Source organism: Polaromonas naphthalenivorans CJ2 (genome assembly GCF_000015505.1).
Classification (GTDB): Bacteria; Pseudomonadota; Gammaproteobacteria; order Burkholderiales; family Burkholderiaceae_C; genus Polaromonas; species Polaromonas naphthalenivorans.
On record NC_008781.1, the window covers coordinates 2,676,334 to 2,700,808 of the forward strand.

At 62.9% G+C, this 24,475-nt stretch carries 24 protein-coding genes; 15 read left to right on the forward strand and 9 right to left on the reverse strand.

The window, feature by feature from the left end; genetic code table 11:
- Positions 1-20: 20 nt before the first annotated feature.
- A complete protein-coding gene (locus tag PNAP_RS12685; protein ID WP_011801919.1) occupies positions 21-941 on the reverse strand; it encodes an alpha/beta fold hydrolase in 921 nt (306 codons plus the stop codon).
- A gap of 125 nt (positions 942-1,066) precedes the next feature.
- Between PNAP_RS12685 and PNAP_RS12690 the strand changes: the two genes are divergently transcribed.
- Positions 1,067-1,849 (forward strand): 3-hydroxybutyrate dehydrogenase, encoded by a 783-nt coding sequence (locus PNAP_RS12690; protein ID WP_011801920.1) that lies wholly within the window; start codon positions 1,067-1,069, stop codon positions 1,847-1,849.
- Positions 1,850-1,885: 36 nt separating this feature from the next.
- Here the strand turns inward: PNAP_RS12690 and PNAP_RS12695 are convergent, their stop codons facing one another.
- Positions 1,886-2,731 (reverse strand): N-formylglutamate amidohydrolase, encoded by an 846-nt coding sequence (locus tag PNAP_RS12695; RefSeq protein ID WP_011801921.1) that lies wholly within the window; start codon positions 2,729-2,731, stop codon positions 1,886-1,888.
- A 253-nt stretch (positions 2,732-2,984) separates the two neighbouring features.
- On the opposite strand from PNAP_RS12695, the gene PNAP_RS12700 reads away from it, so the two are divergent.
- Positions 2,985-3,575, forward strand: a complete 591-nt coding sequence (locus PNAP_RS12700; protein ID WP_011801922.1) for an outer membrane beta-barrel protein — start codon at positions 2,985-2,987, stop codon at positions 3,573-3,575.
- A 255-nt stretch (positions 3,576-3,830) separates the two neighbouring features.
- Complete coding sequence (locus PNAP_RS12705) at positions 3,831-4,280, forward strand: multidrug/biocide efflux PACE transporter (RefSeq protein WP_011801923.1); 450 nt, start codon at positions 3,831-3,833, stop codon at positions 4,278-4,280.
- Between the two features lie 8 nt (positions 4,281-4,288).
- On the opposite strand, the gene PNAP_RS12710 is transcribed toward PNAP_RS12705, so the two are convergent.
- From PNAP_RS12710 to PNAP_RS12720, 3 genes are read right to left on the reverse strand one after another with little or no spacing between them, the layout of a single operon-like run.
- Positions 4,289-5,104: a metallophosphoesterase family protein gene (locus PNAP_RS12710; RefSeq protein WP_011801924.1), complete on the reverse strand. Its 816-nt coding sequence runs from the start codon at positions 5,102-5,104 to the stop codon at positions 4,289-4,291.
- A gap of 7 nt (positions 5,105-5,111) precedes the next feature.
- Positions 5,112-6,083, reverse strand: a complete 972-nt coding sequence (locus PNAP_RS12715; RefSeq protein ID WP_011801925.1) for a diacylglycerol/lipid kinase family protein — start codon at positions 6,081-6,083, stop codon at positions 5,112-5,114.
- 24 nt (positions 6,084-6,107) lie between these two features.
- Complete coding sequence (locus tag PNAP_RS12720; protein ID WP_011801926.1) at positions 6,108-6,833, reverse strand: SIMPL domain-containing protein; 726 nt, start codon at positions 6,831-6,833, stop codon at positions 6,108-6,110.
- Between the two features lie 375 nt (positions 6,834-7,208).
- Here PNAP_RS12720 and ompR point away from each other — a divergent pair, with 375 nt between their 5' ends.
- Together ompR and PNAP_RS12730 are read left to right on the forward strand one after the other, a co-directional pair.
- A complete protein-coding gene (gene ompR / locus PNAP_RS12725) occupies positions 7,209-7,946 on the forward strand; it encodes an osmolarity response regulator transcription factor OmpR (RefSeq protein ID WP_011801927.1) in 738 nt (245 codons plus the stop codon).
- A gap of 108 nt (positions 7,947-8,054) precedes the next feature.
- Positions 8,055-9,431: a sensor histidine kinase gene (locus tag PNAP_RS12730; RefSeq protein ID WP_011801928.1), complete on the forward strand. Its 1,377-nt coding sequence runs from the start codon at positions 8,055-8,057 to the stop codon at positions 9,429-9,431.
- Between the two features lie 92 nt (positions 9,432-9,523).
- Here the strand turns inward: PNAP_RS12730 and ispF are convergent, their stop codons facing one another.
- Both ispF and ispD read right to left on the reverse strand, forming a co-directional pair.
- Entirely contained in the window at positions 9,524-10,024 is a 501-nt protein-coding gene (gene ispF, locus PNAP_RS27915) for a 2-C-methyl-D-erythritol 2,4-cyclodiphosphate synthase (protein WP_011801929.1), read from the reverse strand.
- Between the two features lie 33 nt (positions 10,025-10,057).
- Complete coding sequence (ispD, locus tag PNAP_RS27920; RefSeq protein WP_011801930.1) at positions 10,058-10,786, reverse strand: 2-C-methyl-D-erythritol 4-phosphate cytidylyltransferase; 729 nt, start codon at positions 10,784-10,786, stop codon at positions 10,058-10,060.
- Between the two features lie 32 nt (positions 10,787-10,818).
- On the opposite strand from ispD, the gene mfd reads away from it, so the two are divergent.
- The 5 genes from mfd to serB are packed head-to-tail and all read left to right on the forward strand — an operon-like array spanning position 10,819 to position 16,145.
- Entirely contained in the window at positions 10,819-14,304 is a 3,486-nt protein-coding gene (mfd, locus tag PNAP_RS12745; RefSeq protein WP_011801931.1) for a transcription-repair coupling factor, read from the forward strand.
- A 48-nt stretch (positions 14,305-14,352) separates the two neighbouring features.
- Positions 14,353-14,661, forward strand: a complete 309-nt coding sequence (locus PNAP_RS12750) for an antitoxin (RefSeq protein ID WP_011801932.1) — start codon at positions 14,353-14,355, stop codon at positions 14,659-14,661.
- The gene (locus PNAP_RS12755; RefSeq protein ID WP_011801933.1) at positions 14,658-15,116 is read left to right on the forward strand and encodes a type II toxin-antitoxin system VapC family toxin; all 459 of its coding nucleotides are present in this window, start codon (positions 14,658-14,660) and stop codon (positions 15,114-15,116) included. Before PNAP_RS12750 ends, PNAP_RS12755 begins: the two co-directional genes overlap by 4 nt.
- Positions 15,113-15,376, forward strand: a complete 264-nt coding sequence (locus tag PNAP_RS12760; protein ID WP_011801934.1) for a hypothetical protein — start codon at positions 15,113-15,115, stop codon at positions 15,374-15,376. Before PNAP_RS12755 ends, PNAP_RS12760 begins: the two co-directional genes overlap by 4 nt.
- Positions 15,377-15,434: 58 nt before the next feature.
- Complete coding sequence (serB, locus tag PNAP_RS12765) at positions 15,435-16,145, forward strand: phosphoserine phosphatase SerB (RefSeq protein ID WP_011801935.1); 711 nt, start codon at positions 15,435-15,437, stop codon at positions 16,143-16,145.
- 12 nt (positions 16,146-16,157) lie between these two features.
- On the opposite strand, the gene PNAP_RS12770 is transcribed toward serB, so the two are convergent.
- Positions 16,158-17,495, reverse strand: a complete 1,338-nt coding sequence (locus tag PNAP_RS12770) for a DUF3422 family protein (RefSeq protein WP_011801936.1) — start codon at positions 17,493-17,495, stop codon at positions 16,158-16,160.
- A gap of 86 nt (positions 17,496-17,581) precedes the next feature.
- On the reverse strand, positions 17,582-17,872 hold the full coding sequence (locus tag PNAP_RS12775) for an HNH endonuclease (protein ID WP_041376693.1): 291 nt from the start codon (positions 17,870-17,872) through the stop codon (positions 17,582-17,584).
- Between the two features lie 157 nt (positions 17,873-18,029).
- On the opposite strand from PNAP_RS12775, the gene bfr reads away from it, so the two are divergent.
- From bfr to PNAP_RS12800, 5 genes are all read left to right on the forward strand, one after another.
- A complete protein-coding gene (bfr, locus tag PNAP_RS12780; protein WP_011801938.1) occupies positions 18,030-18,506 on the forward strand; it encodes a bacterioferritin in 477 nt (158 codons plus the stop codon).
- 275 nt (positions 18,507-18,781) lie between these two features.
- Positions 18,782-21,064 (forward strand): TonB-dependent receptor, encoded by a 2,283-nt coding sequence (locus PNAP_RS12785; protein ID WP_011801939.1) that lies wholly within the window; start codon positions 18,782-18,784, stop codon positions 21,062-21,064.
- A gap of 82 nt (positions 21,065-21,146) precedes the next feature.
- Entirely contained in the window at positions 21,147-21,830 is a 684-nt protein-coding gene (locus PNAP_RS12790; protein WP_011801940.1) for a Fe2+-dependent dioxygenase, read from the forward strand.
- The gene (locus tag PNAP_RS12795) at positions 21,827-23,017 is read left to right on the forward strand and encodes an alpha-hydroxy acid oxidase (RefSeq protein WP_011801941.1); all 1,191 of its coding nucleotides are present in this window, start codon (positions 21,827-21,829) and stop codon (positions 23,015-23,017) included. Before PNAP_RS12790 ends, PNAP_RS12795 begins: the two co-directional genes overlap by 4 nt.
- Before the next feature lie 255 nt (positions 23,018-23,272).
- The gene (locus PNAP_RS12800) at positions 23,273-24,475 is read left to right on the forward strand and encodes an imelysin family protein (protein ID WP_011801942.1); all 1,203 of its coding nucleotides are present in this window, start codon (positions 23,273-23,275) and stop codon (positions 24,473-24,475) included.

Here is a 24,475-nt window from a genome sequence, read left to right on the forward strand (position 1 = left end):
TCACGTTATTTTTATGTTCGTCAAAGCAGGAAATCGGCCACCGCGGCAACCTGGTCTTTCGCAACCAGCGTCGGCGCATGGCCAACGCCTTCAAACTCAACCACTCTGGCGCGCGGGCCGCGTTGCGTCATGGCATGGGCGGTCTGCGGGCTCAGCAAATCGGACTGCGCGCCGCGCAGCACCAGCGTTTCGGCCTGGATGCCATCGTAAAGCTGCCAGAGCGTGGCCTCGCCCTGCTGCGCGCCTTCTTCGGTGGTCAACCTGAACGGGCCGGCAATGGCCGGGTCGTAATGCAGGCGCAGCGGGCTGCCTGCGTCCGGCGACACCGGCTTGATCATGGGCAGCGACAGCGCCAGCCATTGCTCGGGCGTGTGCGGGCCAAAGCTCTCGGAAATCTTCCACATCGCATCGGCCGCCTCCTGCACGCTATTGAAATGGCCGGACTGCCCCAGGTAAGCACCAATCCGTTGAATGGCCTGCCACTGCAGCGTGGGACCGACATCGTTCAGCACCAGTTTGCGGACCGGCACCGGAAGCGGCAAGCCCGGCTGGCCGCAAACCACCATGCCGATCAGTCCACCCATGCTGGTGCCCACCCAGTCCAGCGTGCTGATGGGCGAGCGGGCCTGCAGGTGCGCCAGCAGCGAAAGCATGTCAGCCGCATAGGCCGGCACCTGGTAGCCCATCGGATCCTTGAGCCAGTCGCTTTCGCCCCGGCCCGCCACGTCGGGGCAAACCACGCGGATGCCGCCCGAAGACGATGCCCCGGCCCGCTCGCACAAAGCCTGCGCCAGCACGTCAAAGTCGCGTCCCTGGCGGGTCAGCCCATGCACGCACAGCACGACATGCGGGCTGTCGGGCTGGCCCCATTGCCAATAGGCCATGCGATGGCCCTCGGCTGCATCGGCACAGGTGACGTAGTTCAGGCTGGGTTCAGTCATGGTGGAGCATTCAGGAAAAAGCTGGATAAAGCTTGATAATTGATTTGGCAAATTTTGCACCGTCTGGCGCGCAAAACGCTCTTCAACTCTCAAGTCAACCATCGTAAATCATCCGGAGAAACTTCATGCTCAAAGGTAAAACAGCTCTTGTCACAGGCTCGACCAGCGGAATCGGCCTGGGCATTGCCAAGGCCCTGGCCGAACAGGGCGCCAACATCGTCTTGAACGGATTTGGCGATGTGGACGGCCCCAAGGCCGAGATTACAGCGCTGGGCGTGAAAGTCGCTTACCACGGCGCCGACATGAGCAAGCCAGGTGAGATCGAGGAGATGATGCGTTTTGCCGCCGCCGAGTTTGGCCAGGTCGATATCCTGGTCAACAACGCCGGCATCCAGCACGTTGCCCGGATTGAAAACTTTCCGGCTGAAAAGTGGGATGCGATCATCGCCATCAATCTGAGCAGCGCCTTTCACGCAACCCGCCTGGCGCTGCCCGCCATGCAGGCCGCTGACAACGGCAAGGGCTGGGGCCGCATCATCAACCTGGCGTCGGTGCATGGCCTGGTGGGTTCGGCCGAAAAATCAGCCTATGTCGCGGCCAAGCACGGCATTGTCGGCCTGACCAAGGTGACGGCCCTTGAAAACGCCACCAGCGGCGTGACGTGCAACGCCATCTGCCCGGGCTGGGTGCTGACGCCGCTGGTGCAAAAACAGGTCGATGCCCGGGCTGCGGAAGGCGGCATCAGCAACGAAGCGGCCAAGCAGCAACTGCTGGGTGAAAAAGAACCGTCGATGCAGTTCACCACGCCTGAAGAACTGGGCGCGCTGGCGGTGTTTTTCTGCTCGCCGGCCGGCGCCAATATCCGGGGCGTGGCGTGGAACATGGATGGCGGCTGGACCGCGCAATAAACCGCTGTGTGCCATGACGGCGTTGACTTCGCCCAGTTACAGCCGCCGTGGATCGGTGTGCAGCAGCAGTTCGACCAGCGAGCGCAGATGCGCCTTCAGGGCATCTGCGCCTGGCGTCATCTCCAGTGTTTCTTCGTTCATGTAGAGCTTGCGGTTGATTTCAAGCTGAAGGCTGTGCCGCTGCGCTGCCGGGTCGCCGTAGCGCCGCACCAGTTCCACGCCCTTGTACGGATGGTTGTACGCCACGTGGTAGCCCAGCGCCCGCAAATGCGCGCAGACCAGCGCGGACAAGGCCGGGCTGGCCGTGCTGCCATCGCGGTCGCCGATCACGAAATCGGCATGCTTTTCGCCCGGAAAGTCGGTCGCGTGGCTGGACGCAACCGCCGGCATCGAATGGCAATTGACATGGATGCTGTAGCCGTGCAGGGCATGCGCCTGGTCAATCGCCTGCGCCACGGCCGCGTGGTAGGGCTGCCAGCAGTGCGCGATGCGCGCGCTCACTTCTTCGACCGACAGCCTGCGCTCATAGATGGGCAGGCCGTCGTCCGTGGTGCGCCAGACCAGCCCCTTGCCGAGCCGCACCTTGGACAGCAGGCCGGGATCGGTTTCCACCGGATGCGGCCAGGGCTCGTCCAGCAGCGAGACATCCAGCTCGGTGGTGTTGCGGTTGGCATCGAGGTAGCTGCGCGGAAAATGCGCTTCAATCCAGTGCGCGCCCAGGCCGGGCGCAAAGTCATACAGCTTTTCAACATGCGTGTCTTCAGCGCGCCGCAAGACGGCCAGCTCGCAGGTGTAGAGAAAATCCGCTGGATAAACCACGCCGCTGTGGGGCGAGTCAAGAACCAGCGCGCTGCTGCCGGGAAGGTGGGTGATGAGCTGCATGCGCCGACTTTAGCAGCAGCGTTCGCCCGCAGGCAAAACCCGTTCACGGAAAACCCCCGAGCCTTCAGGGAAGGGAACTTCTGGTGCTCGAACTGCTCAAAAAAGCGCTTGTAAGCTGCCTTTTGTCCTACACAAAATGGCCCTTTTTGGCCCCACAGTCGCGTTTACCCCTCACCCTGGACGGGTCAGCGCAGCTAAGTCACAAGGCATGTGCTGACAGACACTTTTCGTTATTTACCCACGAAGGAGCACCATGAAATCGTTGAACCGCATTTTTTCAGCCACCGTTCTGGCGGTTGCCGCACTGACGGCTGCCGCCGGCGCGCAGGCCCAGAGCAATTACGCCCTGTATGGTCCCGGCTCCGGTTATGTGGGCCTGAATGCAGGCCAGTCCAACTACTCGCTGGGCAGCGGCTTGAGCCTGTTTTCCGCCGACAAACACGACACGGCGTACAACATCTATACCGGCACGTTCATCCACCCCAACTTTGGCCTGGAGTTGGGCTATACCAACTTCGGCAAGATTGACCGGGCTGGCGGCAGGACCAAAGCGGAAGGCATCAACCTGAGCCTGGTCGGCAGAGCGCCGATCAGCCCGTCATTCAACCTGCTTGGCAAACTGGGCACGACTTACGGCCGCACCGATGTTTCGTCCGTTCCCGGCTCGGGCGTTGCGGCCGGCAAGGAAACCGGCTTTGGCGTGTCCTACGGCCTGGGCGCCGAATATGTGTTCAACCCGCAGTTGTCGGCCGTGCTCCAGTACGACGAGCACCGGCTGAAATTTAAGGGCGAAGGCCGGGACCGCATCAGCGCCACGACCGTCGGTTTGCGCTACCGCTTCTAAACCCTTGGCAAGCGCCGCACGGCGTTTGCCACCCACAGGCCTGCAAATCAGTGGTTTGCAGGCCTTTTTATTTCGACGCGCATTTTTGCTATTTAAAAAATAGCAAACTATGCTTATACAACATGCGTAAATGGCCAATTTGTTGGTCAATTGATGCGCACCGGCCTGAGATTCGACCCGCGCTTTCGATGTCCTCCCGGCATCGGCGAAAATACAGCCCCGCCCTGACTTTCCTTGCAGAACCGACCCGACCGCATGCACTCCCCTCTTCATAAATCAGCCACTGAACGGTTTTTCCAGGCGCTCGCCTTCGAAGTGCTGGCCGTTGCCATCTGCGCACCACTGGGCGCGTGGCTGATGGGGTATTCGCTCGGACACATCGGCGTGCTCACCTTGATGATCTCGCTGATCGCGATGAGCTGGAACATGCTGTTCAACCTGGTTTTCGACCGCGCCCAGCGCCGCATGGGCTTTGACCGCACGCTGGCGGCACGCGCGGTTCATGCTGTCATGTTTGAAGTCGGGCTGGTGCTGGCCGTGGTGCCGCTGGCCGCCTGGTGGCTGGACATCGGCCTGTGGGAAGCCTTGGTGCTGGACATCGGCATCGCGCTGTTTTTCCTGCCCTACACGTTTGCCTTCAACTGGACTTACGACCACCTGCGGGCTCGCTTCATCGCCCGCAAAATCCGCCGCGCGCGCGCCTGAACACCGGCTCAGGGCATGCGGCCAAGCGGCAAGGCGCTGGACTGGACGCATTCAAACTGCCCGCTGGCCGCTTGAAAATCCCAGCGCTCCAGCTGGCACGCAAGCGGCTGACCGGCGCCTTCGTAGCGCAGCAGATTGACTGAATTCGGAATGCCCTGGCGCACCCGCGTCGAAAGCGCCGTGCCCGCCTGCACGCACCAGAGCCGGCGCTCCAGGGCGCCCAGGCGCGTGGACAGGTCGCAGACATACGGCAGGTGGATATGGCCGCCCATCACGATGTCGGCGCCCGCCCTGGCCCAGGCATGCACCGCCGGCTCCCAGCCGCGCAGGCGGTCATGCTGGTCCTCGGCGTGCAACACATGCACCGGCTGGTGCACCACCACGATGCGCAGCTGCGCCGGAGCCGAACGCCCCAGTTCGGCAACGACCCGCCCGATCTGCGCAGCCGAGACTTCGCCATTCTTGTGCCGCCAGCGGCGCGTGGTCTTGACGCCGATGACATGCAGCAGGGGCGTGGACACGACCGGCTCCAGCACCGGGCCAAAGGCCCGCAGAAAGCGTGCATAGGGGGTGAACAAGCGCTGGTAGAGATTAAGCAGCGGAATGTCGTGGTTGCCCGCAATAGCCAGCATTCGCGGTATTGCCAGGCGGTCGCAGAAAGCCCGCGCCTCGTTGAATTGCGACACCCGGGCGCGCTGGGTAATGTCGCCCGACAGCACCAGCACATCGGGCCGCTGCTCTTGGGCCAAGCGCACCAGCGCCTGCATCACGGCCGGCTGGACCGTGCCAAAGTGCGGATCGGAGATTTGCAGCAGGCAGGCCATGCGCAGCTTATTCAACCTTGACCTGATCGGCGGGCATGGGCACCAGCAGCAGCAGGGGCTCTTGAGCCACCTCAAACACCAGCGGCGTCTGCATCCAGGCGATTTCGCCGTCCGTGGCGACCTTGATGCGCTTCATGCCCCTGGGCGTCACCGTCAGGCGCTTGAAGGAAAAACTCCGGATGTTCTCGGCATCTCCCAGCCGTCCGAGCAAGCCGCGCAGCAGCAAGCCAAACAGCGCCAGCGTGCCGATGGGACGGACCGCCACGGCCGCAAGCTGCCCCTGCGCCACCGATTCGGCATGCTGCTCATCAATGCCGGCCCGGGTCAGCTGCAGCCGGTTGTTGCCGACGAACAGCGTGGGCGTGCGCAGTGACGCGGCCTGGCCCGCCGACTCGATGCGCAGCTGGAGTTGGCGGCGGGACTGCAGCAAGGTCGCCATGCCCGACAGGAAAGCCACGAAACGGCTGCGCCCGAACTGCTTCTTCCAGGCTTCGCGGTCTTCCAGTATCTGGGGGTACAGGCCGACGCTGGCATTGACCAGGAAAAGCCGGCCATTGACCTTGCCGGCCTGGACCGGCGAGACAAGTCCTGCCAAAAGCACCTGGGCCGCCTTGCCGCTGTCCTGCGAAATCGCATTGTCCCGGCCAAAATAATTGAAGGTTCCCTGGGGCAGCACGCCAAAAGGGCAGCCGCTGCCCAGCACCGCGTTGGCCACCGCATTGATGGTGCCGTCGCCTCCGGCGGCCACCACCACGCCCCGGCGCGCCCTGGCCAGGTCCACGGCACGCCGGGCCAGCATGTCCATCGACTCCGAAGCTTCGCACTGCAAGAATTCAAACTCGCGCCCGCCATCCTGCAGGACACGGCCGATGGTTTGCTGTTCCTCCCCGGCGTCGCGGCTGCCCGAACCGCCATTGAAGACAATGAAGAAAGGTCCGTGGCGCGCTGCCTGGCTGGCAAATTCCGGGATGTCAGTCATGCCGAAAGCACTCAGCGCAAGGCGTCATGGACGGGCGGGCAGCGGCAGCATCTGCACCGAACCCGAAACATTCACCAGCACCGTGCTTTTGCCGGCCTCCACCGGAACAGCAGACTCGGCCATGTCCGACTTGGCGCTCATCGCCACCATGCGCGGGCGCGGCGTGAAGCCCTGGTCATTGGCGTTGACCGATACCTCACGCAGGGTATAGCCGCCAAAGCCGAATGCGCTGGAAACCTCGCCCGCCTTGGCCTTGAAACGCTCAATCGCCTGCGCCTGGGCCTCGCCCTCGACCTTGGCGCGCTGCTCGCGGCTCAGCGCAAAGCTCACGCTGCCCAGGCTCAAGCTCTGGATCTTGCCGGCCGTTCCGGTGATGCGCGCAAAGTCCTTGCCTTCCAGCACCAGCTCGGTCGAGCCCTGCCAGCCGTTGATCTTCCCGTCCTTGCCATAGCGCGGGTACAGGCTGAAATTGCCGGTGCGCACCTCCATCAGCCCCGGCGATGCGGCTTGCCTGGCCTGGGTCAGGGCCGCGTCAAGCGCCTGCTTGAGCTGGGTCTGCACCGTGCCGGCGTCAAGGCCGTCGCGGCTGGTGCTCATCGAGATCGACAGCAGATCCTGCTGCACCTCGACCGAACCGCTGGCGGAAATCTGGGCCACGTTTTTCAGCGGCTCGTTCGGCAAATTCTGGGCAAAAAGACCTGTTGCGCATGCTGCAAGGGCGCAAGCAGCTATCAATTTAGGAGTAAGCATCACGATGGTTTGACCTTTCAGGCATGTAAAAAGAGGTTCAGACTGAAAAAACCTGATTCGATCAAGTCAGCCCTCAAAAAAACGGCTTGCGGGTTTGCGCCGCATCAGGCGGGCAAGGTAGCATGAAACCCTGAAAAACCTTGCAGGCCGATGCCGCGAACCACCTGCCCTGGCCCGCATCCTGTCAAGGCCAGCAACCCTGATCCAGAGTCTTTATCAAGCCCATATCGATTGCAAAACTTGCTTTTTGTTCCTGATTCCCGCCAAATGCCAACAATAGAAACAAGCGTAATAAAAAGTTTTTTTGAGTATAAAAAAAGACATTCTCTTTTTTCCGCCCGCAAAATGGGCTCTGTTACATATTAAAAGACCATCATGCTTCAAGCTCAAACCACTGCCCGCGCCGACAAAATCTTGATCCTCGATGATGACGCACGCATCCGAGACCTGCTACGCCGCTACTTGGCGCAGGAAGGTTTTGACGTGATCCTTGCCGAAGACAGCAAGGCATTGAACCGCATCATGCTGCGCGATGCGGTTGACCTGATCGTGCTCGACCTGATGATGCCCGGCGAAGACGGCCTGTCGATTTGCCGGCGCCTGCGCGCGGCCAACGACCGCACGCCCATCATCATGCTGACCGCCAAGGGCGAAGACGTGGACCGCATCGTCGGCCTGGAAGTCGGCGCCGACGATTACCTCGCCAAGCCCTTCAACCCGCGCGAACTGCTGGCCCGTATCCACGCCGTGCTGCGCCGCCGGCCCACCGCCGAAGTGCCGGGCGCGCCGTCGAGCGACCAGGAAGTGATCAACTTCGGCCCATTTTCCTTTGACATGAGCCTGCGCACGCTGCAAAAAAATGGCGAGGAACTGCCGCTGACCACCGGCGAATTCGCGATGCTCAAGACCCTGGTGCGCCATCCACGCCAGCCGCTGTCGCGTGAAAAGCTGGCCCAGCTGGCGCGCGGCCGGGAGTTCGAGCCCTTTGACCGCAGCCTGGACGTGCAGGTCTCGCGCCTTCGCAAGCTGATTGAAACCGATGCGGCCGTGCCGCGCTACATCCAGACCGTCTGGGGAATCGGCTACGTGTTCGTGCCGGACGGCAACAGCTAAGGAAGTCAGCGAGCCAGGCGCCTGCCGCCTGAAAGCTCAGCCCCTTGCACAAGGGTGGCGCACTTGATTCACCTGTTTTTCAAATTCTGAAGGCGCCAGCCTCTAGCCATGTCATCTTCCCGTTCATCGACCCTGGAAACCGCGCCGGCTCCCCTGGAGGCGCGGCCGCGCCGGGGAATCAACCTGTTCTGGAGGACTTTTTTCTTCCTGGCGCTGCTGCTGTTCGGCTCCATCGTGGCCTGGCTGCAAACCTTCCGCACCCTGGAAACCGAGCCGCGTGCCATCCAAAACGCCCAGCAGCTGGCCACCCTGGTGAATTTGAGCCGCACGGCGCTTCGCTATTCCGACGCCATTGCGCGGGTGTCGCTGATCAAGACGCTGGCCGAGGAAGAGCATGTCCGCATCACGCCGCGCCAGCCCACGGACAAATTCGAGCCCTACGTCAGCGATGAATTCGATGAACGCATCGCCGCCGAACTCACCAGCCGGCTTGGCAATGGCACGGTGGTCGCCGGCAAGGTCAACGGCCTGCAAGGTTTGTGGATCGGATTTTCCATCGATGGCGATTCTTACTGGCTGCTGACGGACACCTCGCGGCTTGGCCCTTCCCGAACCAGCACCTGGGCCATCTGGCTCGTCATGGCGGCGGTGTTGTCGCTGACGGGTGCGGCGGTGATTGCACGCCTGATCAACCAGCCCCTGAAACAACTGTCGTTTGCCGCCAGCCGGATGCGCGATGGCGATTTCGAGGCCAGCTGGCTCGACGAGCAGGTGGCGACCAGCGAGATTCGCGAAGTCAATATCGGCTTTAACCGCATGGCCGCGCAACTCTCCAAGATCGAGCAGGACCGGGTGGTCATGCTGGCCGGCATTTCCCATGACCTGCGCACCCCGCTGGCGCGGCTGCGCCTGGAAACCGAAATGAGCGTGGCCGACCCGGATGCGCGCGAGCACATGGCCAATGACATTGCCCAGCTCGACGCCATCATTGACAAATTCCTCGATTACGCCCGCCCCGAGCCGGCCCATCTGGAGCCGATATCGCTCAATGACCTGATCGATGCGTCCATGTATGCAGTGGCCGACTACCCCGACATGACGGTCAGCGTCAGCATTCCCGAAGGCACCAAGGTGCTGGCGGACCAGGTCGATCTGTCACGCGTGATTGCCAACCTGCTGGAGAATTCCAGGCGTTATGGCAAAAAGCCCGGCTCCAACATGGCGCTGGTCGATATTTCAGCCCGGGTCAGCGACGCCTGGGTGCTCATCAAGGTGCGCGACCATGGCAGCGGCGTGCCGCCCGGGGTCTTGTCCAGGCTCACCAATCCGTTTTTCAGGGGCGATTCAGCCCGCACCGAAGCCACGGGTGCCGGCCTGGGCCTGGCCATTGCCGAAAAAACCGTGCTGCGCATGGGCGGCCTGTTCAGCCTGTCGAACACCAGCTCGGGCGGGCTGGCCGCGCACATCAAGCTGCGCCGGGGCTAAGCCGCCCTGCGGCAGGGCTGGCGCAACGGCTTTCAACTGAAATTTATAGCCAAATACGGCTTTTGCGCAATATCCACGTGTATATACAGCTATCAATACAATAGCGCAACCGCCCGCGCTTCCAGACTCAGGCCCTGGCCGACCGGACCGAGCTTTTCGGCCGTCTTGGCCTTGACATTGACCTGGCTTTCCTGCAGTCCCAGCGCCTCGGCGATGCGAACCCGCATCGCCTGGATGTGCGGCGCCAGCCGGGGCGCCTGCGCCACGATGGTGCTGTCGATGTTGCCGATGCGCAGGCCGCGCGCGGCCAGCAGCCGGCCGGTTTCACGCAGCAGCAGCACCGAATCGGCGCCCTTGAAACGCGCATCGGTATCGGGAAAATGGCTCCCGATATCGCCCAGCCCGGCCGCGCCCAGCAGCGCGTCGATGATCGCGTGCAGCAGCACATCGGCATCCGAATGCCCGAGCAGGCCCAGCGTGTGCGCCACCTCGACGCCGCCCAACATCAGCTTGCGCCCCGGCACCAGCGCATGCGTGTCCCAGCCCTCGCCGATGCGGAACGGGGGAAGCGGGGCGATGGGAGCGGAATTCATGAGTCGGGCTTTCGTGGGGTCAGGGTTTTATAGTCAGTCCGGGCGGACCCGGCTCAAGAGAATCGCCTCGGCCAGCGCAAAGTCGTCCGGGTAGGTGACCTTGAAGTTCTGCGCGCTGCCGGGCACCAGCCTGGGCGCCAGGCCCAGCGCTTCAATGGCGCTGGACTCGTCGGTGACGGCCCTTCCCGCGCTTTCGGCGGCATCCAGCGCCTGCGTCAAGAGGCCGATGCGAAACATCTGCGGCGTTTGCGCCAGCCATTTGTCGCTGCGGTCCAGCGTGCCGGAAACGCGCCCGCTGGCCGCCTGCTTGAGCGTGTCGGGCAATTGATGCGCCAGCAGGCCACCCACCTCGTCATGCCGGCAGGCGTCGATCAGCTGCTTGATTTGGCCGGGCGTCACCAGGCAGCGGGCGGCATCATGGACCAGCACCCAGTCCCCGGCTTGCGCCCCGGACTGAAGCAGCGCATCAAGCCCCCGGCGCACGCTTGTCGCCCGGCTGGCGCCGCCACACGCGGCCACGTCGAACTGTTTTTCGGTGATTGAATCAAAGAAACCGTCGCCCGGCGCGACCACCACCAGCGTTCGGGCCAGACGCCCGACCGCCAGAAAAGCCGCCAGCGTGTGCAGCACCATCGCTTGGCCGGCAATTTTTTGGTACTGCTTGGCCTGCCCGGCCACCACGCCGGCCCGGCTGCCCTGCCCGGCGCACGGAATCAGGGCAAAAAAACGGCTGCGGGAACGGGTATCGGCTGAGTTTGTCATCACCGCTGATCATAAATTCTAAAATCAGGCCGATGCACCTTCCTCTACTCGCGACCGGCAAACGCTACACCCTGCCCCAGCCCACGGGTTCCGCCGACGCCCTGCTGCTGGCCCGCTTGGGGCAGCGCGAAAAAGCCGCCGGCAAACTCACCGCCATCGTCACCTCGGACGCCAGCACGGCCCAGCGCCTGATGGACGAGATGGCGTTTTTTGCGCCCGACCTGCGCTGCGCGCTGTTTCCCGACTGGGAAACGCTGCCCTACGACGCGTTTTCGCCGCACCAGGATTTGATCAGCGAACGGCTGGCCACGCTGTGGCGCATCCAGCAGCGCGACAAGGAAACCGGCGCCGACGTGGTCATCGTGCCGGCCACCACCGCGCTGTACCGGCTGGCGCCGCCGTCTTTCCTGGCCGGCTACACGTTTGAATTCAAGGTCAGGCAAAAGCTCGATGAAACCCGGCTGAAGGCCCAGCTCACGCTGGCGGGCTACAGCCATGTGACGCAGGTCGTCAGCCCCGGCGAATACGCGGTGCGCGGCGGCCTGATCGACCTGTTCCCGATGGGCTCGCTGGTGCCTTACCGCGTCGATCTGTTCGATGACGAAATCGACAGCATCCGCACTTTTGACCCGGACAGCCAGCGCAGCCTCTACCCGGTGCCCGAGGTGCGCTTGCTGCCGGGCCGCGAATTCCCGATGGACGACGATGCGCGCGCCAAATTCCGCAAGCGCTGGCGCGAACTGCTCGACGGCGACCCGACCAAGAGCCGCATCTACAAGGACATGGGCAACGGCGTGGCGACGGCAGGCATCGAGTACTACCTGCCGCTGTTCTTCGAAGAAACCGCCACCGTGTTCGACTACCTCGGCAAGAACGCGACGGTGGTGCTGCACGGCGATTTGGAACCCGCCTTCCAGCGCTTCTGGCAGGACACCAAGGACCGCTACCGGCTGGTGAAGGACGCGCCCGACCGCCCCGCGCTGCCGCCCGAATCGCTGTTTTTGACCACCGAGCAGTTCTATACGCGCGCCAACGACTATGCCCAGCTGGCGCTGCGCGGCACGGTCGAAGACGTGGCCGACAACGCACAATTCCAGAAACTCGGCGAAATGGCCGTGGTGCGCGGCGCCGAAGACCCGCTGGCCGGCTTCAAGCGCCATGCCAAAAACACCGCCCACCGCGTGCTGCTGCTGGCCGAAAGCGATGGCCGGCGCGAAAGCCTGCTGGACTTTTTGCGCGCCAGCAACGTCAGCCCGCCCGCCTTCGACTCGCTCGAAGACTTCCAGACCAGCATTGAGAAAATCGGCATCGCCACCGCTGCGCTGCACACCGGCTTCAGCTGGCTTGAAGAAAGCATCGACTTCGTCACCGAAACCGAGCTGTTCGCAGCCGGCGTCACCATCCGCCGGCGCAACAAGCGCCAAGAACAGGTCAGCGATGTCGAAGCGCTGATCAAGGACTTGTCCGAACTCAACGTCGGCGACCCAGTGGTGCACAGCGCCCACGGCATCGGCCGCTACCGGGGGCTGATCAACCTCGATCTGGGCGAAAAGAATCCCGACGGCTCGCCCGCATTGCAGGAATTTTTGCACCTCGAATACGCCGACAAGGCCACGCTCTACGTGCCGGTCAGCCAGTTGCACCTGATCAGCCGCTACACCGGCGTCAGCGCCGATGAGGCACCGCTGCACAAGCTGGGCAGCGGCCAGTGGGAAAAGGCCAGGCGCAAGGCCGCCGAGCAAATCCGCGATTCGGCCGCCGAACTGCTCAACATCTACGCCCGCCGCGCCGCCCGGGAAGGCCATGCCTTTCGCTACTCGCCCGGCGACTACGAGGTGTTCGCCAACGATTTCGGCTTTGACGAAACGCCCGACCAGAGCGCGGCGATTCACGCCGTCATCCAGGACATGATCAGCCCGCGCCCGATGGACCGGCTGGTCTGCGGCGACGTGGGTTTCGGCAAGACCGAAGTCGCCCTGCGCGCGGCTTTCATCGCGATTACCGGCGGCAAGCAGGTGGCGCTCCTGGCGCCGACCACGCTGCTGGCCGAACAGCACTACCAGACGCTGGTGGACCGCTTCGCCAAGTGGCCGGTCCGGGTCGCCGAGATGAGCCGCTTCCGTTCGGCCAAGGAAATCACCGCCGCCATCAAGGGCCTGGCCGATGGCAGCGTCGATATCGTCGTCGGCACGCACAAGCTGCTGAGCGAAACAACCAAGTTCAAGGACTTGGGGCTGCTCATCATTGACGAGGAACACCGCTTTGGCGTGCGCCACAAGGAGGCCATGAAAGCCCTGCGCGCCGAGGTCGATGTGCTGACGCTGACGGCCACGCCGATTCCGCGCACGCTGGGCATGGCGCTTGAAGGCTTGAGGGATTTAAGCGTGATCGCGACCGCCCCGCAAAGGCGTCTCGCCATCAAGACCTTTGTGCGCACCGAGGGCAACGGCGTGATCCGCGAGGCCGTGCTGCGCGAATTGAAGCGCGGCGGCCAGGTTTACTTTTTGCACAACGAAGTCGAAACCATTGAAAACCGCCGCCAGAAGCTCGAAGAGCTGCTGCCCGAGGCGCGCATTGCCATCGCCCACGGCCAGATGCCCGAGCGCGAACTGGAGCGGGTCATGAAGGACTTCGTCGCCCAGCGCTTCAATGTGCTGCTGTGCTCGACCATCATCGAGACCGGCATCGACGTGCCCAGCGCCAACACCATTTTGATGAGCCGCGCCGACAAGTTCGGCCTGGCGCAACTGCACCAGCTGCGCGGCCGCGTCGGCCGAAGCCACCACCAGGCCTATGCCTACCTGATGGTGCCCGACCTCGAAGGCCTGACCAAGCAGGCCAGCCAGCGCCTGGACGCGATTCAGCAGATGGAAGAACTCGGCTCGGGCTTCTATTTGGCGATGCACGACCTGGAGATTCGCGGCACCGGCGAGGTGCTGGGCGAAAACCAGAGCGGCAACATGCTCGAAATCGGCTTTCAGCTCTACAACGAAATGCTGGGCGAAGCGGTGGCGTCCTTGAAGGCCGGCCGCGAGCCGGATTTGCTGTCGCCGCTCAGCGTGACCACCGAGATCAACCTGCACGCACCCGCCCTGCTGCCGAGCGACTACTGCGGCGACGTGCATCTGCGCCTGAGCTTCTACAAAAAGCTGGCCACGGCGAAGAAGACCGACCAGATCGACGCCCTGCTCGAAGAACTCGTGGACCGCTTCGGCAAGCTGCCCGCGCAGGCGCAGACGCTGATCGACGTGCACCGCCTGCGCGTGATCGCCCGGCCGTATGGCGTGGTCAAGGTCGATGCCGCGCCCGGCGTCATCACCATCACCTTCAAGAAAGACCCGCCGATTGACGCCATGGCCATCATCCAGCTGATCCAGAAGAACAAGCACATCAAGCTCGCCGGCAACGACAAGCTGCGCATCGAGCGTGCCTTGCCCGAAGCGAAGGACCGGGCGCAGATGGTGCGCGACGTGCTGCGGAGCCTGGGGCAGCCGGTGGCGGCAGAGGTATTGGCATAGGCCCAAGCATAGGCTAAACTGCTTTCAGCACCTCACCGGAGAAAAGCAATGAATCAAATCGCTGAAAAAACCTTTGACCCCCAAGGTGAAACGCCAGCCCGCCAGGTCAGGCTGTTTCGCAACGGCGCCAACCAGGCGGTGCGAATTCCCCGTGAATTCGAGTTGGCCGGAACACAAGCCATGATGCGCAAGGTGGGAAATTCGCTGGTCATAGAGCTGTTGCCAGTGGAGTACCCCCGAGGTTCTCCGCAGGCTTTTTTACAGGCGCTCGACGAAATTGCCAAACTCGGCCCCTGCGACGACGAATTCCCCGATGTGGACGCTGGCATGCTGCCGCTTGACGACATCGTGCTGTGAGTACGGCAGCGAAGACAGCCCCCAGCGCGGCAGCAGGCATTTTTCTGCTCGACACCAACATCATCAGCGACCTCATGAAAGGCGAACCCAGCCTGGCAGCCCGGCGTGGCCGCGAGGCGGTTGCGCAAGGCAGGGTGGCTTCGGTTTGCACCAGCGTGATCGTGCAGTGCGAACTGATGTTCGGCCTCCTGAAACGGCCCTCTCTTCGGCTGCAAGCTGCCTACGATCTTGAAATTGCCCGTTTGCAGGTTGAACCACTCACCGAGGCGGTGCCTCCAATTTACGCCCGCTTGCGCGCGCAGCTTGAAGCCAAAGGCACGCCCATAGGCCCCAACGACGCCTTGATTGCCGCCCATGCCATGGCCCTGAATGCCACGCTGGTCAGTGCCGATGCCGAGTTTCTGCGCGTGCCGGGCTTGCGGGTCGAGAACTGGCTGGCGGAGGAAAGCACATGAATTCAAACCTGACTCCAGTCACGCTGGACTTACCCGATGAATTAATCGCCGAGTTAACCCTTGCGGCCCAGGCGAAAGGCTTGAGCCTGGAGGAATGGGTAACGATTTTGGTGACAAAAGCGATCAGTGAATTGCCCGACGATTCCACAACACAGACCAGCGAAAGCCAGGCTTTCGAAGAAGCAGCCAAGACGCTGACAGCCCTGGAACCCAAGGATGGCGCACCCAACCCAGCACCGTCAAAATTTATAGTGAAATAAGCCTCTTGTGCACACCAACCATGCACAAGCAGCTATCAAAACAATAGTAACTTCCTTCATGAACCCCATCGAACACTCCCCCGGCCTCGTCGTCAACATCGCCACGCCCGACCTCAAGCTCCGCGACTTCAAGCTGATCGCCTTCGACATGGACTCGACGCTGATCAACATCGAATGCGTCGATGAAATCGCCGATGCCGTGGGCCGCAAGGCCGAAGTCGCCGCCATCACCGAAGCCGCAATGCGCGGCGAGATCACCGACTTCAAGGACAGCCTGCGCCGGCGCGTGGCGCTGCTCAAGGGCGTGAGCATGGCCAGCATGGACGAGGTGTACCGCGAGCGCCTCAAGCTCAACCCCGGCGCGGCCGAACTGGTGCGCGCCTGCAAGGACGCGGGCATGAAGATTTTGCTGGTCAGCGGCGGCTTCACCTATTTCACCGACCGCGTGAAGGGCCTGCTGGACATCGACTTCACGCGCTCGAACGTGCTGGAAGTCAGGGACGGCCTGCTGACCGGCAAGATGATCGATCAATCCTGGGGCGACATCTGCGACGGCGAGGAAAAGCGCCGCATGCTGATCCAGACCTGCGGCCAGCTGGGCATCAACCCGCTGCAGGCGATTGCCATGGGCGACGGCGCCAACGACCTGCCGATGATGGGCGCGGCCGGCCTGTCAGTGGCCTACCACGCCAAGCCGAAAGTGCGCGAGCAGGCGATGGTGGCGATCAACGCGGGCGGGCTGGACCGGCTGCTGGAGTTGATGAGGTAGCCGCCCTGCCCGTCAATCCCCGCCATGCAGCTTGGCATGGATGCGCCGGATGTTGCGCCACACCAGCCACAGCACCAGCGGAATCGCGGCGCCGACCAGCATTTCAGGGTTGACCGGCGCGCCCGCCGCCTTGGCCGCCTTGCCGCCGTAGAGCAGCAGGCTGATCACGTAGTACGAGATGGCGGCAATCGACAGGCCTTCCACCGTTGATTGCAGGCGCAGCTGCAGCTCTTGCCCGCGCGTGAGCTTTTCCAGCAGCAGCTGGTTCTGGCTTTCGGTGGCAATGTCCACCCGGGTGCGCAGCAGCGCACTGGTGCGCGAAACGCGTTCGGACAACGACGCCAGGCGCTGCGCCGTGGCCGCCACCGTGGACATGGCTGGCGACAGGCGGCGCTGCATGAACTCGCCGATGGTCTGCGTCCCCGGAATTGCTTTTTCGCGCAGCTCGGTGATGCGCTGGCCCACCAGCATGTCGTAGGCGCGCGTGGCCGAGAAGCGGTAACCATGCTCGGCGATGGCGCGCTCCACGCGAGCTGCCAGCGACACCAGCGTGTCCAGCAGTTCCTGGTCGGACGCCGCCTTGTTCTCCAGCCGCGCCGTGATTTCCGACAGCTGTCGTTCGGCCTCGCCCAGCAGGGGCGCCAGCTGCTTGGACACGGGCAGGCCGCGCAGCGCCATCAGGCGGTAGGTTTCAATCTCCAGCAGACGCTGCGAGACGCGGCTGGCGCGCGTCTCGGACATGTCCGCCGGCGCGATCACCAGCATGCGCTCAAAGCCGTCGGCCCCGATGCAGAATTCAGTCACCGCCCACGAGTGCCCGTTGCCCAGTTGCGAAGCCACCACGGTCCGCCCGCCGAACCAGGCCTGCGCCTGTCCCATCAGCACCCGCTCGTCGGAAAGATCCCCGTGAACCATGGCCATCTGGATGGCCGCCACGGTATGCCCGGGAATGCCGCGCAGCCAGTCAGGCGTGACGACCGGGTCAGACAGCAACTCCGGGTCCGAAGCCCCCAGCTGTGCGTCGGCGGGCAGCGGCTGCACGATGGAGTAACGGGTGAACTCGGTGTGCCGCTCCCATTTGACCGTGTAACCCTCAAAGCGCAGACGCAGGAAGTTGCCGTGCAGGCTGTCCAGCGGCAATTCCTGCTGCCCGGGCAGGCGACTCAGATGGTCGCGCTCCTGCTCGCGCGTCACGCCCGCGTTGAGCACGGCCACGTAGATGATGAGGGCCGGCAGCCGCACGCGGGCCGAGGGCCGAGCATGCACCTCGTTGTGCAGCTTGACACGCAAGGGGTCGTCAGGCGGCAGAAAACTGGCGGCAAGGGAAGCTGGCGGCGGGCTGAGGATCATGGAATGGAACCGTGGTTTTTATGGCTGTGATGGACGCGCTGGCATGCGGAAAGCTGTTGCTTGCGCGCAGGCAGGCAGTTTCTTCTTCAGGATGCGCCATCGGCAGGAGCGACCGTCAGCCGCCTTTGCACCTGCCCCGGCGCCGTGCTGGAGACCGGAACCCGGCCCGACGCGTGGCGCTGGCCGTTACAGACCTCGTGGCTGATGGCCAGGTTCTCGGCATGGCTGTTACCGCCCTCGCTCAGGGCCTGGATGTGTTCCAGCGTCGCCGCCTCGGGCGTGACGTGTTCGCCGCAGACCCAGCAAGGCACCACGCCATGCAGCTGGCGGGCCACGGTTTTGTACATCTTGATACGGAGGTGTCGCAAACTGCTCATGCGGGGATTTTCGTGCAAAACCGCGCGCATTCCGCCCTGGCCCCCGGCAGTTCACCAAACGCTATGCATTTAATATCCCGTTTTTGCATAATGGCCGTTGCTTGCCTCGCGCCGTGAGGTGGCGACACTACCCATTTCAACCCACCAAAGGACTGCCATGAAGGGCGACGCACAAGTCATTTTTTTCCTGCAGGCCCAGCTCAAGAATGAGCTGACGGCCATCAACCAGTATTTTGTGCATTACCGCATGTTCAAGCACTGGGGACTGGACAAGCTGGCCAAGAAGGAATACGAGGAATCCATCGGCGAGATGAAGCACGCCGACCGGCTGATGGACCGCCTGTTCATGCTGGACGCCCTGCCCAACCTTCAGGATCTGGGCAAGCTGATGATCGGCGAGGATGTGCTCGAAGCACTGAGTAGCGACCTGGCGCTTGAAACCGGCGCTCAGGCGACCGTCAAGGACGGCATGGCGCATTGCGAAAGCGTGCGCGACTATGTCTCGCGCGATTTGCTGCAGGACATCCTGAATGACACCGAGGAGCACATCGACTTCCTCGAAACCCAGATCGAGCTGGCCGCCAAGGTCGGCATCCAGAACTACCTGCAAAGCCAGATGGGCGAGATCAGCTAGGCGGCGCGACGCCAGCCACCGCTCTGTTTGGAGCCGGTGCATGGAACACAAAGGGGCCTCATGGCCCCTTTGTTGTTTTTTAGCCGCAAATCAAAAAACCTTTACCTTATTGATGCAATTTATTACGAATCATTCTCATTAACTATAAAATTCAGCCTGAACTTTACGAGCCAGCCAACTCGCATTCCCTAAAGGGGACAGCTTCGAGCACAGCCAAGCCAATCACTGAAACCCGGTCCGTCTCCGCAGAGCCGGACCCCGCTTGGAGCCCTCTTTTGGCACACCCTTCCGCACGCCCTGCCCGCACCCGGCGCACCGCCGCATCCCGTACCAGCCACGCCGGCAATCCTTCATCCAATGACTTGCGGCCAAGCCCCTTGTCTTCTGAACGGGCGCTGCTGCCTTTGGGCGCGCTGATGCTGGCCGCTTCATTCGGCAGCTGGGCCCAGACCAGCATGACGCCGGACAAGACACTGAAGACGGTGACCGTGACCGAGACGGCCGAAGCACCCGAAGGAAAAGATTCCCTGCGCGCCACCGAGACGACCATCGGCAAGGGCAAGCAAAAACTGCGCGATATTCCGCAGTCGATCACCGTCGTCACCGAAAAGCTGATCGATGACCGCAACCTGGACACCTTCAAGGAAGCGCTGAAAAACACCTCCGGCATTTCTTTCGTCGCGGCGGAAGGCGGCGAGTCGGACATCAAGCTGCGCGGCTTCTCATTGGCCGCCACCGGCGACATTTTTGCCGACGGCATACGCGACCCGGCTTTTTATGACCGTGATACCTTCAACCTGGACCGCCTGGAAGTCATGCGCGGATCAGCCTCGATGCTGTTTGGCCGGGGCTCCACGGGCGGCGCAGTCAACCAGGTCAGCAAGGCCCCGCGCCTGATCGACGAGCACCAGGTCGATCTGACGCTGGGCAGCCATGACTATCGCCGCGTGGTCGGCGACTTCAACCTGAAAACCGGCGAAAGCGCCGCGCTGCGGATCAATGCCATGGTCACCACGGCGGACAACGACGGGCTGGGCAACAGCCTTGACAAAAAGGGGCTGGCCGCCGCCTACCGCTGGGGCATCGGCGAGCGCGACGAGTTTTCCGTGAGCATCTACAGCCTGGACAACAAAAACGGCGTCAACTACGGCCTGCCGTGGATCAAGCCGACCAGCACTTCGCCAGATTCGGCCACTACCATCCTGCCAGTGGACCCCAAAACTTACTATGGGCTGGCCAGCGACTACAACGACGGCAGCGCGAACTACGCCACGCTGTCGCATCTGCATCGGTTCGACGATGGCAGCGAACTCAAAACACAGCTGCGAAAAGGTGTTTACACCCGCGACCAGAGAGCGAGCACGGTGCGCCGGTCTCCCACCACGACCAGTTTGGAAACTTTAAATCCGAATACCGTTTTTACGAGAAATTCACAGCCGAAGATTCAGGATCTGAATACAGTGTTTGTCCAGAGCGATTTCAGCAGCAAGTTCAATGCGCTCGGCGTGCAGCATGAAATTTTGACCGGAGTGGACCTGGCGCAGGAAAAGAAAACTGTTTATGCCGCCCGCACACCCGCGCAAGGTGGTGTGACCAACACAAAACCACCCACCACATTTGGAACGCCTAGTGACGGTGCATGGTTCGACGAAAGCTCGCGCGTCCTGCGACTCAATAATCACTATGAATCAACCGGCTGGGGCGTCTATGCCCAGGACATGATTCAGGTGGCGCCGCACTGGAAAGTGTTGGCAGGGCTGCGCTACGACAGTTTGGTAGGTGACTATGACAGTTATACAGTTAACCCTGACGTCAAAACCAGCTACAAAATGAAAGTGTCCGAGTGGAGCCAGCGCCTGGGCCTGCTGTACCAGCCGAACGACCTGCACTCCTACCATGTGTCGGCCGCAACCTCGTTCAATACTTCCGGCGATGCTTATTCATTAAGCTCAGCCAATGTGAACATCGACCCCGAGAAAAGCATCAACCTCGAACTGGGCGCCAAGCTGGACTCGGCCGATAAGCGCTTCACCACGCGGCTGGCGCTGTTCAGGTCCACCAAGCTGCATGAGCGCAACACCGACCCGCTGGTCACAAACCTGGTCACGCTTTCCGGCAAGCGCCATGCCATCGGCGCGGAAGTCGATTTCAGCGGCCGCCTGACCCCGGCATGGGAAATTTATGGCTCCTTCATGTGGATTCCGAGCGCCAAGATCGACATCGGCGTTGCGGGCTCCGAAGGACAGGGCACGCGCCCGTCGAACACGCCAAAAGTCAGCGGCACCTTCTGGAATACCTACCAGATCAATCAGCAGTGGCGAGTTGGCGCCGGCCTGAACTTTCGTGGCAAGCAAACCCCCATCCGCAACCCTGGCTGGGAAGTGGACAGCTACGTCACGGGCGACCTGATGGCCGAATACAAGGTTAGCGAGAACTTCATCGTCAAGGCCAACCTGAGCAATGTGACCAACAAGCTGTACGCAGACCAGTTGTACACCGGCCATTACATTCCCGGCCCAGGACGCTTGTTCCAGGTCACGGGAAGTATCAAGTTCTAAACTTGTAGCCAATTTTCAAAGCCTGCTGTCGCCCTGGTTTCCACCAGGGCGACTTTTTTACTTGCCAAAGCCCTGAACCGCCATGCTGCTGACCCTTCCCAATCTCCTTTCCCCTGCGGACCTGCTGGCCGCGCGCGCGCTGCTGTCGGCGGCGCCCTGGGCCGATGGCCGCGCCACGGCCGGCATCCAGGCCGCGCAGGTCAAGAACAATGAACAGCTTCCCTCCGATTGCGAGGCGACGCGCGCCATTCAGGCAATGGTGATGAAAGGGCTTGATGGCAGCCCGGTCTTTTTTTCCGCCGCGCTGCCGAAAAAGATGTTTCCGCCGCGCATCAACCGATACGGCGGCGACAGCAATTTTTACGGCAACCATGTTGACAATGCCATCCGCGCCGTTCCCAACAGCCCGCAGCGCGTGCGCACCGACATCTCCTGCACGGTATTTTTGAACGACCCCGGCGACTATGACGGCGGCGAACTCACCATTGCCGACACGTATGGAGAGCAGCGCGTCAAGCTGCCGGCCGGGCATGCCGTGCTGTATCCGGGCACCAGCCTGCACCAGGTCCGGCCGGTGACGCGCGGGCACCGGCTGGCCTGCTTTTTCTGGATCGAAAGCCTGGTGCGCGGCGATGACCAGCGGCGCCTGCTTTATGAACTCGACATGAACCTGCTGCGCCTGCGCGAGCGGCATGGCGAAACCGCCGAGACGACGGCATTGACCGGCACCTACCACAACCTGCTGCGCATGTGGGCCGACACATGAGCGCCGCGCCGGGCCGCCCCAAGCAAGCTCGCACCGCAGCCCGTGAGGGCGAAGGTATTCCAGTGGTCGCGGCGCCGCTGTCCGTGGAGCAGATTCCAGCCGGCGTCGTCACCCTCGCCGACCATGAAGCGCATGCACGGAGCCGGCTTGACGACAACGCCTGGGCCTACTTCAGCGGCGGCGCGGGCGATGAGATCACGCTGCGCGCCAACTGCAGCGCCTGGAGCGAGCGCCTGCTGCATCCGCGCGTGCTGCAGCCGCTGGCCGGCGGCCACACGCGCATCGAGTTGCTGGGCCGGACATTGGCGCACCCTGTTTTTCTGGCGCCCGTGGCCTATCAGCGCATGGCGCATGCGGGCGGCGAAGTGGCCAGCGCCTACGCGGCCTCGGCGCTGGGTGCCGGCATGGTGCTGAGCACCCAGGCCAGCATGCCGCTGGAGACGGTGGCGCAGGCCATCGCGGGCGACCCGCAGCGTGGCCCGCTGTGGTTCCAACTCTACATCCAGCCTGACCGGGGCTTTACCCGCGAACTGGTGCAGCGCGCCGAGCAGGCCGGCTACGAAGCGCTGGTGCTGACGGTCGATGCGCCGGCCAGCGGCGCGCGCGACCGTGAAAGGCGCGCGAATTTCCATTTGCCCGCGCATGTGTCTGCAGTCAACCTGGCCGGTCTGGCGCCCCCGCCGCAAGTGGCCCTGCAGCCGGGCCAGAGCGCGCTGTTCGATGGTTTGCTGGTCAACACCCCGACCTGGGACGATGTCGCCTGGCTGCAATCCATCACGCGCCTGCCGGTGTTGCTGAAAGGCATTTTGCATCCCGGCGACGCGCGCCAGGCCGCCGTCTTGCAGGTGGCCGGCATCATCGCGTCCAACCACGGCGGGCGCACGCTGGACACCGCACCGGCCACGGCCAGCGTGCTGCCGCGCATCGTGCAGGCCGTGGCCGGCGAATTGCCGGTGCTGGTCGATGGCGGCATCCGTCGCGGCACGGACATCCTGAAGGCCATGGCGCTGGGCGCCAGTGCCGTGCTGGTCGGGCGGCCCTATATCCATGGCCTGGCCAATGCCGGCGCGCTGGGCGTGGCGCATGTGCTGCGCCTGCTGCGCGACGAGCTGGAAATCGCCATGGCGCTGTGCGGCTGCCGCACGCTGGCGCAGGCCACGCCCGAGATCCTGTTCAAGCCGGACTGATCCGCCTCCGGTTTCAATCCGGGGCCAGAGTTGCTTCGGCAGCGCCTCAAGCCGAATGTGCCATCCAATTGGTTTTTACAAGTCAAATTGGCACTTTGCGCATAATCAGCGGGCATAGTCAGCTATTCTTTTGATACTGATCCAGGTTCACTCCCAAGCATGTGTTGCGGGAACATGGCAGTGCGGGATTTCTTCAACAGTAGAATACGAATAATTCTTATTTGCTTTTTTCGCCGCACTGTTCCAAGGAGCTTCATGAAACATCTTGTCATCGCAGCAAGCCTGCTGGCGCTATTCCCCGCATCGCAGACCGCCATGGCCCAGACGGCCCCAGCCCCCGCCGGGGTCACGGCCCCCGCCGGCGCGGTGTCGTTCAATGCAGTGGCCTCACACTACGCGGCCCTGGTCGAAGCCAGCTATGCCGACACGCTGACCGCCGCAAAAACCATGCAACAAGCCATCGACGCCTTCGCCAAGTCGCCTTCGGCCGACAGCCTGGCAGCGGCGCGCAAGGCCTGGCTGGCGGCGCGCGAGTTCTACGGCCAGACCGAAGCCTTCCGCTTCTATGGCGGCCCGATTGACGACGCCAACGGCCCCGAAGGCCGCATCAACGCCTGGCCGATGGATGAATCGTATGTGGACGGCGTCAACAGCAAGCCCGGCAGCGGCCTGATCAACAAGCGCAAGTTCGCCATCAGCAAAAAGGCCCTAGCGGCGCAAAACGAGCGCGGCGGCGAAGAAAACATCGCCACCGGCTGGCATGCCATCGAGTTTTTGCTGTGGGGCCAGGATGTGTCGGAAACCGGACCCGGCGACCGCAGCTTTGAAGATTTTGTCGATGGCAAGAAACCCAACGCCGACCGCCGCCGCCAGTACCTGACCACGGTCACCGAACTGCTGGTTGACGACCTGAGCGGCGTGGCCAAACAGTGGGCGCCCGGGGTCAAGACCAACTACCGCGCCAAGTTTGAAAAGGGCGGCCAGGAATCAGTGCGCAAGATTCTGCTGGGCCTGGGCTCGCTGTCGCGCGGCGAGCTGGCCGGCGAACGCCTGGAAGTGGCGCTGAACAGCCAGGACCAGGAAGACGAGCATTCGTGCTTTTCCGACAACACGCACCGCGATGTGGTGAACAACGCCCGTGGCATCCAGAACGTCTGGCTGGGCGAATACAAGCGCGCCGACGACAGCGTGCTCAAAGGCGCGTCCCTGCGCGACCTCGTGGCGGTCAAGGACGCTGGTCTGGCCGAACGAACCACGAAGCAGATCACGGGCTCGGTCGTGGCCGCCGAAGGCATCCAGGCGCCGTTTGACCGTGAAATCGTCGGCGCCAAGGACGCAGCCGGGCGCTTGCGCATCCAGAAAACCATAGCCAGCCTGACGCAGCAAAGCAAGGATCTGGCGGCCTCGGCCAAGGCCGTGGGCATTACCAGAGTCGCATTCGACGCACCCAAGAAGTAA